This window comes from Tsukamurella paurometabola (assembly GCF_900631615.1).
Lineage (GTDB): Bacteria > Actinomycetota > Actinomycetes > Mycobacteriales > Mycobacteriaceae > Tsukamurella > Tsukamurella paurometabola_A.
The window spans coordinates 1,331,159-1,346,103 of record NZ_LR131273.1; the positions used below are offsets into that span (position 1 = coordinate 1,331,159).

The 14,945-nt window shown below is 71.3% G+C and carries 17 protein-coding genes; 7 read left to right on the top strand and 10 right to left on the bottom strand.

Features of this window, described 5'->3' with window-relative positions:
* The first annotated feature begins 141 nt into the window (after positions 1 to 141).
* Positions 142 to 1,101, top strand: a complete 960-nt coding sequence (locus tag ELY19_RS06670) for a type IV toxin-antitoxin system AbiEi family antitoxin domain-containing protein (protein WP_126195520.1) — start codon at positions 142 to 144, stop codon at positions 1,099 to 1,101.
* A gap of 46 nt (positions 1,102 to 1,147) precedes the next feature.
* Here ELY19_RS06670 and ELY19_RS06675 read toward each other — a convergent pair whose 3' ends face one another.
* Positions 1,148 to 2,683, bottom strand: a complete 1,536-nt coding sequence (locus ELY19_RS06675; RefSeq protein WP_126195521.1) for an MFS transporter — start codon at positions 2,681 to 2,683, stop codon at positions 1,148 to 1,150.
* Positions 2,680 to 3,246, bottom strand: coding sequence for a TetR/AcrR family transcriptional regulator (locus tag ELY19_RS23380; protein WP_164711534.1), 567 nt, complete (start codon positions 3,244 to 3,246; stop codon positions 2,680 to 2,682). Before ELY19_RS23380 ends, ELY19_RS06675 begins: the two co-directional genes overlap by 4 nt.
* Before the next feature lie 78 nt (positions 3,247 to 3,324).
* Here ELY19_RS23380 and ELY19_RS23385 point away from each other — a divergent pair, with 78 nt between their 5' ends.
* Complete coding sequence (locus tag ELY19_RS23385; RefSeq protein ID WP_164711535.1) at positions 3,325 to 4,167, top strand: hypothetical protein; 843 nt, start codon at positions 3,325 to 3,327, stop codon at positions 4,165 to 4,167.
* Positions 4,168 to 4,174: 7 nt separating this feature from the next.
* On the opposite strand, the gene ELY19_RS06690 is transcribed toward ELY19_RS23385, so the two are convergent.
* Positions 4,175 to 5,638, bottom strand: a complete 1,464-nt coding sequence (locus tag ELY19_RS06690) for an NCS2 family permease (protein ID WP_126195524.1) — start codon at positions 5,636 to 5,638, stop codon at positions 4,175 to 4,177.
* 64 nt (positions 5,639 to 5,702) lie between these two features.
* On the opposite strand from ELY19_RS06690, the gene ELY19_RS06695 reads away from it, so the two are divergent.
* From ELY19_RS06695 to ELY19_RS06705, 3 genes are all read left to right on the top strand, one after another.
* The gene (locus ELY19_RS06695; RefSeq protein ID WP_126195525.1) at positions 5,703 to 6,482 is read left to right on the top strand and encodes a CPBP family intramembrane glutamic endopeptidase; all 780 of its coding nucleotides are present in this window, start codon (positions 5,703 to 5,705) and stop codon (positions 6,480 to 6,482) included.
* Between the two features lie 196 nt (positions 6,483 to 6,678).
* Positions 6,679 to 8,124, top strand: coding sequence for an LCP family protein (locus tag ELY19_RS23985; RefSeq protein WP_265582781.1), 1,446 nt, complete (start codon positions 6,679 to 6,681; stop codon positions 8,122 to 8,124).
* Positions 8,125 to 8,133: 9 nt separating this feature from the next.
* Positions 8,134 to 8,793, top strand: coding sequence for a TetR/AcrR family transcriptional regulator (locus ELY19_RS06705; protein WP_126195527.1), 660 nt, complete (start codon positions 8,134 to 8,136; stop codon positions 8,791 to 8,793).
* Positions 8,794 to 8,823: 30 nt separating this feature from the next.
* Here ELY19_RS06705 and ELY19_RS06710 read toward each other — a convergent pair whose 3' ends face one another.
* From ELY19_RS06710 to ELY19_RS06740, 7 genes are all read right to left on the bottom strand, one after another.
* Entirely contained in the window at positions 8,824 to 9,720 is an 897-nt protein-coding gene (locus ELY19_RS06710) for a DUF5926 family protein (protein ID WP_126195528.1), read from the bottom strand.
* 10 nt (positions 9,721 to 9,730) lie between these two features.
* The gene (locus ELY19_RS06715) at positions 9,731 to 10,489 is read right to left on the bottom strand and encodes a glycerophosphodiester phosphodiesterase (protein ID WP_126195529.1); all 759 of its coding nucleotides are present in this window, start codon (positions 10,487 to 10,489) and stop codon (positions 9,731 to 9,733) included.
* The gene (locus ELY19_RS06720) at positions 10,474 to 11,307 is read right to left on the bottom strand and encodes a DUF4328 domain-containing protein (protein ID WP_126195530.1); all 834 of its coding nucleotides are present in this window, start codon (positions 11,305 to 11,307) and stop codon (positions 10,474 to 10,476) included. Before ELY19_RS06720 ends, ELY19_RS06715 begins: the two co-directional genes overlap by 16 nt.
* A complete protein-coding gene (locus tag ELY19_RS06725; RefSeq protein ID WP_197715993.1) occupies positions 11,307 to 11,657 on the bottom strand; it encodes a rhodanese-like domain-containing protein in 351 nt (116 codons plus the stop codon). The genes ELY19_RS06720 and ELY19_RS06725 overlap by 1 nt, the downstream gene beginning before the upstream one ends.
* 132 nt (positions 11,658 to 11,789) lie before the next feature.
* Positions 11,790 to 12,698 carry a S49 family peptidase gene (locus ELY19_RS06730; RefSeq protein WP_126195531.1) on the bottom strand — a complete coding sequence of 303 codons (909 nt, stop codon included), beginning with the start codon at positions 12,696 to 12,698 and terminating at the stop codon, positions 11,790 to 11,792.
* A gap of 46 nt (positions 12,699 to 12,744) precedes the next feature.
* Positions 12,745 to 13,164 (bottom strand): DUF2752 domain-containing protein, encoded by a 420-nt coding sequence (locus ELY19_RS06735; RefSeq protein ID WP_126195532.1) that lies wholly within the window; start codon positions 13,162 to 13,164, stop codon positions 12,745 to 12,747.
* Positions 13,165 to 13,207: 43 nt separating this feature from the next.
* Positions 13,208 to 13,606, bottom strand: coding sequence for a hypothetical protein (locus ELY19_RS06740; RefSeq protein WP_126195533.1), 399 nt, complete (start codon positions 13,604 to 13,606; stop codon positions 13,208 to 13,210).
* 297 nt (positions 13,607 to 13,903) lie between these two features.
* Between ELY19_RS06740 and ELY19_RS23390 the strand changes: the two genes are divergently transcribed.
* Together ELY19_RS23390 and ELY19_RS06745 are read left to right on the top strand one after the other, a co-directional pair.
* On the top strand, positions 13,904 to 14,056 hold the full coding sequence (locus tag ELY19_RS23390; protein WP_164711536.1) for a hypothetical protein: 153 nt from the start codon (positions 13,904 to 13,906) through the stop codon (positions 14,054 to 14,056).
* 185 nt (positions 14,057 to 14,241) lie between these two features.
* Complete coding sequence (locus ELY19_RS06745; RefSeq protein WP_126195534.1) at positions 14,242 to 14,844, top strand: superoxide dismutase; 603 nt, start codon at positions 14,242 to 14,244, stop codon at positions 14,842 to 14,844.
* The last annotated feature ends 101 nt before the right edge of the window (positions 14,845 to 14,945 follow it).

Sequence of the window (14,945 nt, forward strand, 5' to 3'; positions counted from 1 at the left end):
AGATGTCCTGACGCACCTCCACCTCACCGGATCTCGACGTTGTGAAGTAGTCGGCCGCGCGAGGAAGGTTTCGTACGCTTCCTGGGGATAACGCCCCCCGGGCCGAGCGGCCGGGCCCGACCAGCGGGGCACCGTTGCGGCATGGATCTCATCGCACTGGTCGCCGCGCTGTGCGACGGCGGCGTCGTCTCCCGAGCCCGGCTGATCGCGCACGGCGCCGATCCGAAGGAGATCAGCGCCCTGCGCCACGCGGGCGTTCTCACCGTGATCCGCAGGGGCTGGTACGCGATCGACGGGGCTGATTCCGCGGTCGTCGCGGCGGTGCGCAGCGGGGGCACCCTGACCTGCGTTTCCGCCCTGCGGTTCGCACCGGGTGTGTGGGTGCCCCCGGGTATCACGCGCAGTCACGTCCGCTGGCCGGCCCACCGCGCCGCCGCGGCGAGCCGGCTCGCGACCGCGCGAGCCCGAGTGGCCGGGAGCGGAACTCCGAGCACTCCCGGCTCGACCGATCGCTCGGCCCGCTGTCGTTCCCACCACGGACTACCGGCGTCGACCCGTGCGATCGATCCACTCCCCGCGGCGCTGCAGTGCGCCGCCGGCTGCCTCTCGGGCGACTACCTGGTCGCGGTCCTGGATTCGACGCTGCGCATGCCGAACCCGTACTCGGAGAACGAGCTCCGCGCGATCTTCGAGGGCGCACCGCAGCGCGTGCTGCGGCTCCTCGACAAGGTCGACCCGCGCGCGGGCTCCGGCACCGAATCCGTGACCCGCGTCCGCCTGCGAAACGCGAACGTGCTGGTGCGGAGCCAGGTCGAGATCGAGGACGTCGGCCGTGTCGATCTCCTCGTCGGCGAGAGGCTGATCCTCGAATGCGACAGCCGGGAGTTCCACAACGACCGACAACGCACGGAGGACAACCGCCGCGATCGGGTCGCGACCGTGGGCGGCTACCGCGTGCTGCGGATCGACTACGCCGAGGTGATGTTCGGTTGGGACGCGGTCCTCGCAGACGTCATGGACCTCGTGCGCACGCGGCGCCATCGCGCGCCTCGGACGAGTCGCCTCACGATGTCGAGTTCTGAGGACACGGAGGTGTTCTGACGCGCTCCTCATCACCAGGACTCGACATCGTGAGCGGCCACCCGAATCAGTGCGCCTGCTGCGTGATGTCCGTGCCGTTCGGCGTCAGGGCGTACACCCCCAGCGCGACGGCGAACAGGATCACGCCGCCGACCAGACCGGTGGTCTGCAACGATGCGGTGAAACCGCTGGCCGCGTGCTCGGCCAGGGCGGGTAATCCCGCCTGCTGCGCGATCGCCATCGCGGCGCCCAGCGACTCCCCGGCAGCGCCGGCCGTGGCGGCATCGACGCCCGGGATCGCGCCGAAGTCGGCGTCCGCGGTGTAGAGCATCGCGGCGACGCTGCCGAGGACCGCGACGCCGAGCACGTTGCCCAAGTCGTAGCTCGTCTCCTCCAGCGCGGCGGCGTTACCCGCCTTCTCCTCCGGCGTGCCGGACATGATCATCGCCGAGGCGACCGTCATCGCGCCCATGCCGACGCCGACGAGGACGAGCGGCGCCACCAGGCCGGCGTAGTCCAGATCCGACGGCACGGCGAGGAGGACCATGCCCACCGCGGCCGCGACCAGGCCGCCCGCGAGCACGACGCGGGCGTTCAGCACGTTCGCCAGCCAGGGGGCGGCCAGCGACGAGACGACCGCGGCCAGGGCGACGGGCAGTAGCCGGACGCCGGTCTCGATGGGCCCGTAGCCGGCCACGAGCTGCATCCACTGTGCGAGCAGCAGCAGGGCCGCGGCCATCGCGAACATCACGCCCAGCGCCGCGACGATCCCCGCGGAGAACTGCCGGCGCTCGAAGAGTCGCACATCGAGCAGCGGATTCGCGCGGTGCAGCGACCGCCGGACGAACAACCCGAGGACGAGCACCGCGAGCAGGAGGGCGACCAGCGCGGGGCCCGAGAGCAGCGTGTGGTCCTTCGCGAAGCGCTTGATGGCCCACACCAGCGCCACCATGCCGGTGATCGACATGAGCGCGCCGACCCAGTCCCACGCTCCGGTCGCCCCGACCTTCGACTCCGGGAGCAGGAAGATCCCGACGACGAGCACGATCACCATGACCGGCACGTTGACCATGAACGCCGCGCGCCACGAGAAGTTCTCGAGCAGCACGCCGCCCACGATCGGGCCGACCGCGGCGCCGACCCCCGACACCGCAGCCCACAGTCCGAGCGCCTTCGCGCGTTCCGCCGGGTCGGTGAAGATCACGCGCAGCATCGTCAGCGTCGTGGGCATGATCATCGCGCCGCCCACACCGAGCGCCGCCCGCAGCGCGATCACCTGAGCCGGCGTCTCCGCCCACAGCACCAGCGCCGAGGCGATACCGAACACCACATAGCCCAGCAGGAGCATCCGCTTGCGCCCGAAGCGATCCCCCAGCGAGCTGGTGGACACGAGCAGGCCGGCGAGGACCAGCGAGTACACGTCGATGATCCACAGTTGTTGTGCAGCAGTCGGCCTCAGGTCGGCCGCGAGGTCGGGCACGGCGATGTTGAGAATCGTCATGTCCACCGTGATGACGAGCAGGCTCGCCGAGAGCAGCAGCGCCGCGGCCCAGCGTCGCGCAGCGGAGGCTACGGGCGGCGCCTGGTGGTCGGTGTCGGTCATGGCGTCGTCTCCTGTCGGGGGGTCCAGAGCGCGGCGACGGCGCGCTCGAGCCGCGCCGGGTCGGGCGGCTGCGCGGCGAGGACGGTGTGCATGATCGCGCCGTCGGTGAGCATGGCCACCGCCTCGGCGCTGTCCGGGGTGACGTACCGCTCGAGCGTCTCGGCGAAGTCCGCCGCCCACCGGTCGCTGAGCTCCTTGAGGCCCGGGTGCAGCGGCGCGGCACAGGTCAGGGCGAAGTCGGCCCCCACGAGCTGGGGGTCACACAGGTAGCAGTGCACCGCGGCCGCGTAGGCCGACGGCGACGCCCCCTCCCGCACGAAGGCCTCCTCCAGCTCGTCGAGCCACTCCTCCGCTTCGAGCACCAGCGATGAGAGCGCCGCGGCACGGAGGTCGTCGAGCGTCGCGAAGTACTGGGTGGTCGAACCGAGGGGCACACCGGCGCGGGCGGCGACCTTGCGGTGGGTCAGCGCGTCCGGGCCCTGTTCGACGACGATCGCCGCCGCTGCCTCGACGATCTCCCGGCGGCGGCGCTCCGGATCGCGGCGGCGCGGTGGTGCGGTCATGACGGCCTCCTCATGGACATTTGTACATGTACAACTGTACATGATGTGCGTCGGCAAAGAACGGTCTAGATTGAGGTAATGAGCGCCACACCGGAGAATCCCTCCCCCGACCAGCCCGAAGGCGAGCCGAAGCCCGACCTCGCGACGCGCGCCCGGACCCACGTCGACGACGCGGCCACCCGCGCACGGACCCACGTCGATGACGCGGCCACCCGCGCGAAGACGCACGTCGACGATGCGGCGACGCGCGCCAAGACGAAGGCCGAGGACGTCGCCACCCGCGCCGGCGATGCGGCGAAGAAGTGGCTCAAGCGCGCGATCGTCGCCGCGATCCTCGTGGCCGTGCTCATCGCCGCCTACTTCGCGCTCGCCGCGTACCTCCCGCGCAAGTGGGCCGACATGCTGGTCGGCTGGGTCGGCACCGACGGCGGCACCCTCAAGGGCACCGTCTTCGGGCTGGGCATCGGCTTCCTCTGCGCCGGGCTCCCGCTCCTGATCCTGTGGTTCGCCGCGCGGCGCGCCGCCGACCATCCGAAGATCGCGACCGTCCTCGGCCTCATCGCCGTGGTCGCCGCGGTACCGAACCTCATGACGCTGGCCGTCGCGATCGGCACCGGCAGCGGCGCCAGCTACGCGCGCACCAAGATCGACCAGAACGCCGCGGGATTCCGCTGGGCGACCCTCATCGGCGTCGTCATCGGTGTGGTCGCCGCGATCGCGCTGGCGATCTTCCTCGAGGTGCAGCGCCGCAAGCGCGCCAAGAAGAAGCAGCAGAAGGCCGTCGAGAAGGAGGCGAAAGCCCTCGCCAAGCAGGCGGAGAAGGACGCGAAGGCCGCCGAGAAGGCCGCCCGCGGGCGCGCGCCGAGCCTCGACGATCAGGCACCGTCGTCCGGCGATCCCTCCGGCGGCGACGGCAGGTAACCCCCCGTCAGATCCCGAACAGCACCTCGATCGGTTCCTTGGCGAAGTACAGCAGGAACAGGCCGGAGACCACCCACAGCAGCGGGTGCACCTCCTTGGCCTTCCCGCGCGCGACGGCCATCACCACCCAGGTGATGAAGCCGATGCCGATACCGTTCGCGATCGAGTAGGTGAACGGCATCGAGACCACGGTGAGGAACACGGGCAGGACCACGTAGAACTTGGTCCAGTCGATGTCCTTGAGCTGGCCGAGCATCATGGCGCCGACGATGACCAGTGCCGGCGCGGCGGCCTCGGACGGGACGACCTCGTAGAGCGGGGTGAAGAACATCGCGGCGAGGAAGAGCACGCCGGTCACGATGTTCGCCAGGCCCGTGCGCGCGCCCTCGGCGATGCCCGACGCGGACTCGACGAAGACGGTGTTCGACGAGGCCGAGGCGCCGCCGCCCACGATCGCGCCCACGCCCTCGACGGTGAGCGCCTTGCCGATGTTCGGGACGGTGCCGTCCTCGCGCATCAGGTCCGCCTCCTTGGTGAGACCCGTGATGGTGCCCATGGCATCGAAGAAGTTCGACAGCACCAGCGCGAAGACCAGCACCGACGCGGCGAGCACCCCGATCCGGGTGAAGGCGCCGAAGACGTCGACCTCGCCGACCAGCGACAGGTCCGGCAGCCCGCCCAGGCTCGACGGGAGCTCGGGGATGTTCAGGCTCCAGCCGTGCGGGTCCTTGAACGACGGTCCCAGGCCGGCCACCTTCTGCACGATCAGGGCGACGATCGTGGTGATGACGATGCCCAGCAGGATCGCACCGGGAACCTTGCGGACCACGAGCACACCGATGAGCAGCACGCCGAACACGAAGACGGCCGTCGGCCAGGCCGCGACGGAGTTGCCGATGCCGAGCCCGACGGGCACCGTCGTGCCGGCGGCGTCCGGGATGCGCCGGACGAAGCCCGCGTCGACGAAACCGATGAAGGCGATGAAGCAGCCGATACCTGCTGCGATCGCGGCCTTGAGCTCGGCGGGGATCGCGCGGAAGACCGCGGTGCGGAAGCCGGTGACGCCGAGCAGCACGATGATGATGCCGTCGATCACCACCAGGCCCATCGCCTCGGGCCAGGTGACCTGCGGCGCGACGCTCACGGCCAGGAGGCTGTTGACGCCGAGGCCGGCGGCGATGCCGAACGGGTAGTTGACGATCGCGCCGAAGACGATGCACATCAGGCCCGCCGCGAGTGCGGTGACCGCCGCGACCTGCGCGGTGGGCAGCACGTTGCCGAGCACGTCGACGTTCTTGGTGTTGCCGACGACGCCACCGATGATGATCGGGTTGAGGACCACGATGTAGGCCATCGTGAAGAAGGTGACGAGCCCGCCGCGGAGCTCGCGGGGCACCGTCGAACCGCGCTCGGAGATGCGGAAGTACCGGTCGATGGGCCCCAGCCGGGGCTCGGTGGTGGGAGCGGACACGCTGGGACCCCTTCACTCGCTGCAGGACCGGGCAATCGTAACGGTGCCCGGATAGGGTGTCCCGGTGAGCGCCCCCGAGCCCGTCCCGACCGCCGAGCGGCGCCCGCTGCGCGCCGAGGTCGCGATCGTGCTGCTGGTGACTTTCGCCTGGTCGGGCCTGTATTCGACGGTCCGCCTGATCGGCTATCAGCTCGGGCCCGGGGTGCGCGGGACGACGGTGACGCTCAACCCCGTCCGCAGCCCGCACGCGGTGATCGACTTCCTGCTCCAGGTTCTCGGCGCGGTGCAGCTCTTCGGGTGGGCCGCGCTGGCGCTGTACCTGCTGCACCGGTCGGGCATCCGGTTCGCCGATATCGGTTTCGCGCTGCGCCGCCCGCGACGGGAGGTGCTGCGCGACGTCGGGCTGGGCACCGGCCTCGCGGCGCTGATCGGCATCCCCGGCCTGGCGCTGTACGCGGTGGGCCGCGCGCTGGGCGTGACGGCGAGCGTGGTGCCGGCGTCGGGCGACGTGCAGTGGTGGCGGATCCTCACCTACGTCCTGCTCGCAGCGGGGAACGCCGTCGCGGAGGAGGTCGTGGTCGTGGGCTACCTCATGACCCGGCTGCGGCAACTGGGCGTCGGGCGGGCCGGCTCCATCGCGGCATCGTCGGTGCTGCGCGGCTCGTACCACCTCTACCAGGGCTTCGGCGCGGGTCTGGGGAACGTGGTGATGGGCGTGATCTTCGGCGCCGCCTACGACCGCTGGCGCAGGCTCTGGCCGCTGGTCGTCGCGCACTTCCTACTCGACGTCGTCGCCTACGTCGGCTACGCGCTACTCCGCCCACACCTGGGCTTCCTCGACTGAGCGATCGCGCCGTGTTCCCAGCTCCCCACAGGGAGCCGGGCTCCCCGCTCCCACCTGGTCTCCCCGCGGCCGCAGAAAGGGGGAGACCAGATCACGATGGGGACACCAGCTCCCCCGGGGGAGCTGAGGTCCCGCACTGCGACCCGGGTCACGTGCTGAGCCGATTTCTCAGTTGCGGCCCGTACAGTCGATGTGCGTGAACGACGAACGACCGCGCGACGAGCGGAACCTCGCCTGGTCGCAGGTCCCCGAGGGCGACCCGCGCTCCCGCGCGCCCCGGCACCCGCAGGGCATCCCCCGCCCGCGCCCGGGCCAGCGCCCCGGCCCCCCGCAGCCGCAGCAGCGCGCAGCGCAGCAACCGCCCCGTCGGCCCGGACCGCCGCAGGGCGCGCCGCAGCCCGGCCCGGCCCAGCCCCGCGCGACCCGGGTCGAGCGGCCGCAACCGCAGCCCCGGCAGGAGTGGGCGCCCCGTCAGGAGCCCGAGCCCCTCCCCGCGAGCGAGGTCAAGCGGCCCGTCGGGGCTCGGGGCAGCAGCGGCGGCCGGGTTCCGCCGCCCCCGCGTCCCCCGCGCAAGCCCCGCGGCCGGGACCGGGACCCCGGCCGGCGGTCCGCCGTCGCCCCCGCGCCGGCGGCACCCGCGCCGAAGAAGGTCCGGCGCAAGCGCAAGCTGCACCCCTTCCGCTGGTTGGGTGTGTTCCTCGTGCTGCTCCTGGTGGGCACGGTCGCCGGCACGATCTACTTCGACGGCAAGCTCACGCGGATCGACGCGCTCGCGTCGTACGCGGGCCGGGTCGCCGACACCCCCGGCACGAACTGGCTGCTCGTCGGAACGGACGCCCGCGAGGGCCTCACGCCGGAGCAGCAGAAGGCGCTCGCGACGGGCGGTGACCTGGGCGGCGCCCGCACGGACACGATCATGCTGGTGCACATCCCGAAGTCCGGCGCCGCGACGCTCGTCTCGATCCCCCGCGACCTCTATGTGCAGATCCCCGGGCAGGGCGGGCACAAGATCAACGCGGCCTACTTCCTCGGCAGCACGTCCGGCAACGGCGACGCGGCCGGCGCACAGCTGCTGGTGCAGACCTTCGAGAAGGCCTCCGGCGTGCGCATCGACCACTACGCGGAGATCGGCTTCGGCGGCTTCGCGAACATGGTCGATGCGATCGGCGGCGTCGAGATGTGCCCGAAGTACCCGATCAACGATCCGAAGGCGGGCCTGCGGATCAAGGCCGGGTGTCAGACGCTCGACGGTGCGCAGGCCCTCGGCTACGTGCGCACGCGCGCCACACCGAACGCCGATCTCGACCGGGTCGTGCATCAGCGCGAGTTCATGTCCGCGCTGTTCAAGGAGGCGACTTCGCCGACGACGCTGCTCAACCCGTTCGAGATGTGGGGGCTGTCGAACGCGGTGGTCGAGGCGCTGTCCGTCGACAAGGACACCCACCTGTGGGATCTCGCGCGGCTCGCGTGGGCCATGAGCGGCGACACCGTGACCACCACGACGCCCACCGCCGGCAGCGAGTACACCAGTGACGGGGACTCCCTGGCGTGGGGGAAGAACACCGACGAGTTCTTCGGGCTGCTCGCCGCCGACCAGCCCGTTCCGGCTCGCCTACTGAGTGGGACCCCGGGAACCGGTTAAGGTGGCGCCATGACTGAACGCGGCCGAATCGGCCGTCCGCCGAAGGTGAACCGTGAGCAGGTGGTCGCCGCGGCGGCCGACATCCTGACCACCGACGGCCCGCTGAAGTTCTCGATGCGCACCCTCGCGGCGCGCCTCGACATCAGCGCGATGGGCATCTACCACTACTTCGATTCCAAGAACGACCTGCTCGGCGCCGTGCTCGAGCACCAGTCGTGGAACACGCCGGTGCCCGACCTGGCCGAGGATCCGCACGAGCGGCTGGTACAGCTGCCGCTCATCGTGATCGACCACCTCACCCGGCACCCGTGGGTGATCGACGTGCTCTCGGCGGACGAGATCATCGACGCCTACTCGGCGTGGTCGTTCGACGAGTTCCTGCGGACGACGGACGAGATCGGCATCCCCGAGGAAGAGTCGCTGCACCTGCTGCTGGGGCTGTGGCGGTTCACGATCGGCGAGGTCACCGTGCGCACCAACCAGGCGATGCGCGACGCCCGTCCGTCGTCGAGCGCGTGGTACGAGCGGGAGATCCCGCAGCACGTGATCGATCGGCCGCGCCTGGCCCGCGCCCTGGGTGCCCTGGACCCCAGCGCCGAGAGCTACGACGTGCGGCAGACCATCCTCGCGTACCTCCGCGGCGCCCTCGGCGACCGCTTCCACGGCTGATCCGGCCCGGGGCCGGATCAGCCGGGCGAACTACAGCGAGACCTGGCGCCCGCGCAGGCCGTCGCGCGAGCGCCGCTGCGCGGCGGTGAGCTCGGAGTCGTCGGCCAGGGCCTCCGCCAGGCGCTTCGCCAGTTCGACGGTGCCGGCCACCCACTCGTCGGGGTGCGACTCGCGGTCCAGGTCGAAGACGGGCACGAGCAGCCCGTCGGAGCGGAACGAGCCGGCGAACCGCGAGCCCTCGCCCACGGTGAGGCCGCCGGCGGCGTGCACGCGGGCCAGGGCGGCCATCAGCTCGTCCTCCGGCGCGGGGTGCACCCAGCGCAGGTGCGCCTTGGAGCCGGTGTCGGCCCACCAGGGCGCGCCGACCCCGTCGGCGCCGAGGTCGATCCGCGCGGCGGGCGTGATGAGCGAATTGGCGTGCTCGACGAGCTGCCGGGTCTGCGCGTCGGCCTCGCCGGCGAGCCACCAGTCGAAATCCTTGTGCACGGTGATCTCGAGCGGCGCGGCGGCGTCGAGGACCTCGAGCAGCACGCCGTCACGCTCCTCGGACAGGGCCTCGCCCGTCTCGGCGTCGGCGGCGAACCGGGCGGCGCCGGCGAGCGCGGAACCGGGCTGCAGGGGGCGGGTGGCGGTCTGCAGGGCCGCGTAACCGACGACCCCGTCTGCCTCCTCGCGCACGAGGGCCTGCGCGGCGCCGGGGAGCACCGTCGCGAGGCGGATCTCCCGGTTGGCGCCCGCGACCTTCAGTGGCGCGGTGGCGCTGGGCACGAAGTTCCGCAGCGCGACGATGTCGCACTCGGCGGCCAGACCCTCGAAGGGGCGGCTGCTCGCGGCGGCCGTGGCCTCGGCGCGGGCGCGCTGGGCGGCCAGCTTCTCGGCACGGTTCGATCCCTCGCGGGGAGTGGCATTGCGTTCGCGTCTACCCATGCCCGGCAGCCTATCCCCGCAGCCAGGAGCGCGTACGGGCCGGGTGGTTGGTGGCGATCCACTCCACGCCGAGGCCGTTGCACAGGGCCACGTCCGCCTCGGAATCGACGGTCCAGCAGTAGGTGAACCGGCCTGCGGCCCGGGCCTTGGCGACGGTGTCGGGGCGCTCCCGCAGCGAGTCGACCGACGGCCCGATGCCCTGCGCGCGGACCGCGGTGGCGGCGCCGCCCCCGAGCAGGCGGGAGGCCTCGCCGAGCAGCACCGCGGGGACGCCCGGGGCGTTGCGACGCACGCGCCAGACCGCGGAGCCGGAGAAGGAGATGACGACGACCGGTGCGTCGGCGAGATCGTCGGGGCGGGAGAGCCCGTGCCGCTGCAGCGTGGCGAGCAGCTTCTGCTCGACCATGCCGCCGAACCGCACGGGGTGCTTCGTCTCGACGAAGAGCTTGCGGCCGGACGTGCGGGCCAGCTCGATCAGCTCGTCGAGGGTCACCACCGGCTCCGGGCGGCCGGGCCGCTTCCACGAGCCGAAGTCCAGGGCTTTGAGGTCGGCGAGGTCGAGTTCGGAGACGGCGCCGGTGCCGTCGGAGGTGCGTTCGACGGTGCGGTCGTGCAGGCAGACCAGGTGCTGGTCCTTGGTGAGCCGGACATCGCACTCGATCGCGTCGGCGCCCTCGGCGACGGCGGCCTCGAAGGCGCTCATGGTGTGCTCGGGGAACTCGCCGCTGGCGCCCCGGTGGGCCACGATCCCCGCTACGCCGCCAACCATCGCGTCCCGTCCTCCTGCTCCCGGGCCGTCGGCCCCCCGTCGATCACGCGGACCAACCGTGCCGTGACCAGCAGGAACAGCCCGCTCAGCAGGTAGGTCAGCGCGGTGTAGACCATCGCGTCGGCGCTGTGCTGGAGGCCGCCGTCCGCGCGCGAGTACGCCACGCACCCCACCGTGACGATAGTCAGCGCGACCCACCCGGCCCACCACCGCCGGATGAACAGCGCGCGACGATCCGTCTGCAGCCCTGCGGCCCGCCGCTGGGCGTCGGCGAGTTCGAGCACCAGGACCGGGGCGGCCACGAGGTTCACCACCGGCACCAGGCAGTACGCCCAGAGCTGCCAGGTCGGACGGGGTTCGAGCGTGCCCAGCTCGTCGTAGGCGCGGGTCCGGGCGGCCTGCAGCCACAGCGTGAGCACCACCGCGAGCGCGATCACGGCGAGCACGGCCAGCCAGCCCACCGCGAACGCGCCGACCGTGGCGATCACCGCGAGCCAGCCCGGCACGGGGCCGGCCCGGTTGATGACCAGGAGCAGGTAGGCCAGTGCCTCGACGGCCGCCGCGGCGAAGACGATGCCGGTGGTGAGGCGCAGGACGAAGGGGGTGGCACCGGCCGCGGCCTCGGCGGTGGTCGGCGGGGCGTCCACGGCCGGGCCGAAGTCCTGGCGCAGGCCCCAGCGCGGCGTCGACCGGTAGTGCGGCGTCGGCTTCGGCGCCGGCGGGGCGTTCCGCGGCACCGGCAGCGTCTCGGGCGGTCGCCGGGCGAGCCAGCGGAGCCGGGCGCGCGGCTGCGCGGTGCGCGCGGGATTCGGGTGCATCAGACGGCCCCCGGGCTGCCGTCCGGTCGCACGACGGGGCGGCCGGCGGACGCCCAGGCGATCATCCCGCCGTCCACGACGGCGGCCTCGATCCCCACGGTCTCCAGGTAGCGCACGGCCTGCTCGGAGCGGCCGCCGCCGCGGCAGATCACGTACACCTGGTCGTCCAGGTCGATCTCCTCGAAGCGGACGGGCAGGTCGGGCAGCGGCAGGTGCACCGCTCCGGGAGCGTGGCCGAGGTCCCATTCGCCCGGGTCACGCACGTCGAGCACGGTGAGGCCGGCCGCGGCCGCGAGGTCCGTGGGCAGCGCGTCGACGGGGATCGGACCGTCTGCGGGGTAGTCCGTCATGGCTCCAGTCTTCCACGGGCGGCGGGGGCCGCCGACGATTCATCCACAGTTTCCACAGGCTCATCCACAACTTGAGGGTTGTGCTGTGAGCGCTTCACCAGCGCGGATTCAGCACCCTGTGGATCGACCATGTCAAGCGCCGAAATTCGCCCACAGGCCGCGCCGCTGAAGGCCCGCGAGCGCCCCGTCGAGCACCCCCGCGGTGACGGACGCGGCGAGCCCGGCACCGTCGATCGCGGTGCCGCCGCCCAGCAGGCGCGCGAGCAGGGGCTTCGGGGTGTGCATGGCCTCGATCTCGGCGTCGGGGTAGCGCTCGTCGAGAATTCCGCGCAGGGTGCCGATGCCATCGGCGAGGCCCACGTCGACGGCGTTGCGGCCGATCCACACCTCGCCCGTGAACAGTGCCGGGTCGTCGCCGAGGCGGTCGCCCCGGCGGCTGGTCACCCAGTCGCGGAAGGCGCTGTGGATATCGCCCTGGATGCCGTGCAGCCACTCGATGTCGTCCTCGCGGACGTCCTCGAACATGTCGAGCCGGTGCTTGGCATCACCCTCGGTGACGACGCGGCGCTCGAGGCCGATCTTGCCGATCAGCTCCTTCGCGCCGAAGCTCGCGGAGATGACGCCGATGGAGCCGACGATGGACGTCGTGGTCACGAAGATCTCGTCGGCGGCACAGGCCAGCCAGTATCCGCCCGACGCGGCGACGTCCTCGCAGAAGGCGAGGACGGGCAGCTCGTGCTTCGCTGCGAGCTGCCGGATCCGCGTGGCAATGAGCTCGCTCTGCGCCGGCGAACCGCCGGGGCTGTTGAGGACCAGCGCGACGGCCACGGCGTCGTCGGTCTCGAAGGCGCGGCGGAGCACCGACTCCACGCCGGCCAGGTTGAGGGTGCCGCGTCCGAGCCCGCCCGACATGGCGGGCGCGGCGATGGGCCCCTCAAGGCGCACGACGGGGATCACTCCCCCGGCCTGCCCGAGGGCGGCGCGCACGCGGTGGCTGGCGGCCTTGGCCGCGTCCTGCAGTTCGGTCACGAGGGGACTCATGGACCCGACGGTAGCGGGCTGATCCGACACCGGCGATCGGCGCAGGTCAGGGGGCGAGCGGCGAGCCCGGGAAGTTCCGGGCGACGGTCCACACGACGACGAGCACTCCGACGGTGATCCACAGGTACTTGTTCTGCGGCACCGCCGGGACGGTGAACCCGATCCGCCGGCCCAGCCAGGCGAGCCACAGCCACGCCAGCACGGCACCGGCCGGGTAGATGAGCGCGTTCGACCCGAGGGCCGCGAGGAACTCGCCGTTGGTGACGTCGTTGACGGCGCGCAGGCCGCCGCACCCGGGGCAGTACAGGCCGGTCGCCGCGTACAGGGGGCAGATGCCCCAGCTGTTCTGCACGTGCGGGTCGCGCAGATGCAGCGCGAGGACGACGGCACCGGTCCCGGCCGCCGCGGCGAGCGGCCAGGCGGCCGCGCGCAGGCGCGAGGTGCTCGACGGTGCGGTCGCGGTCATGATTCCCAGGTTAGCGCCGTGGTCCGGCGACCCCTGCGCGCGATCAGATCGCGGAGACGAAGGCGAGGCCACCGAACAGGCAGCCGAGCGAGACGAGGGTGTCGAGCAGTGCGTAGCCCCAGGCGTTGCGCCGGTTGAGCAGGTTGAGCACCGCGTGCGCTCCGAAGGTGGTGCCGAGCAGCAGCGACGTCAGGAAGGTGATGGCCAGCACGTCGAAGGTGCCGGTGTAGGTGCAGGCCATCGCCGCGCACTCCCGGATGGAGGGCATCGCGCGGACGGCGAGCACGAGGTTGACGATCGTCGCCGTGAAGGATGCGGCGAGCAGCGTCAGCGACACGATGATGTCGGCGCGGGTCTGGCGGCCGCCGACGAGGGTCCGGATGCGGCCTGCCCGATCACCGCTGGGGCGCTGGGTGCGCACCCCGATGCTGGTTCCGGTCATGTCCACCATGGTCTCGCGCGGCGCGGCGGATTCCAACCATTTGCGATAGAAACCGACGGTGTTTCTATCGATCGATGCCGCAGCGGCGCAGGTGGACGCCGTAAAGCAATGCGCCGGTCTAATAGATCACATTTGCTTGAATGAACAACAAACATCGGACATTCGCACCAGGCGAATCATCGGCGGCGATACCGGACGTTGTGCCGGGATCGATTTCCTACTGCTCTGTAGGTCCGCTACAGTGTTCCACACCACAGCTGTGACGGGCTTCACAGGTGCAACACGGAAGGCGGCGCGATGACGGTCAAGCACACCCACTCCTTCGCCGCCGGGCCCGACGCCACGGCGCGCAGCTCCTGCACCGTGTACTTCTCGCGCTCACTGACGCGCACCCTGCTGACGGTGGCGGTGCTCGCGCTCGCGCTCGTCCTCATCGTCGCGCTGGGCTGAATCCCGCCCCGCACGCCCGGCCCCCGACAGCGGCGCGCCCGACACCCGTCGCGCCACGGCGAACCTCAACCGCACTTCATGCGCTTTCGGCCGTCCTTATTGCGGAACCATTCCAGATAAGAAAGGCTGGAAGGGTACGAAGGACCAACCAGGAAGCGTTCGCTTCCGCTATCGAAGGGAAAGACGTGGCCGTCTACACTCTGCCGGACCTCGACTACGACTACAGCGCTCTCGAGCCCTACATCTCGGCCGAGATCATGGAGCTGCACCACAGCAAGCACCACGCCGCGTACGTTGCCGGCGCCAACCAGGCCCTCGAGCAGCTCGCCGAGGCCCGCGAGGACGGCTCCATCGCCACCAAGGCGCCGCTGCTGTCGAAGAACCTCGCCTTCCACCTGGGTGGCCACACCAACCACTCGGTGTTCTGGAAGAACATGTCGCCGAACGGTGGCGACAAGCCGGTGGGCGACCTGGCTGCCGCGATCGACGAGCAGTTCGGGAGCTTCGACAAGTTCCAGGCCCACTTCAACGCCGTCGCCATGACGCTGCAGGGCTCCGGCTGGTCCATCCTGGCCTACGACCACATCGGCCAGCGCCTCGTGATCCAGCAGCTCACGGATCAGCAGGGCAACATCTCGGTCGGCCTCACCCCGCTGCTGCAGCTGGACATGTGGGAGCACGCCTTCTACCTGCAGTACAAGAACGTCAAGGGTGACTACGTCAAGGCCTGGTGGAACGTCGTGAACTGGGACGACGTCGCCGCGCGCTACGCCGCCGCCACCGCCTGAGTCCTTCTGTCCTCAGCCTCGGAACCCCGTCCAGCGCACCAGCGCCGGCGGGGTTTCGTCGTTTCGGTGCTATGCGATACGAATCATTTGCTATCGTGAGT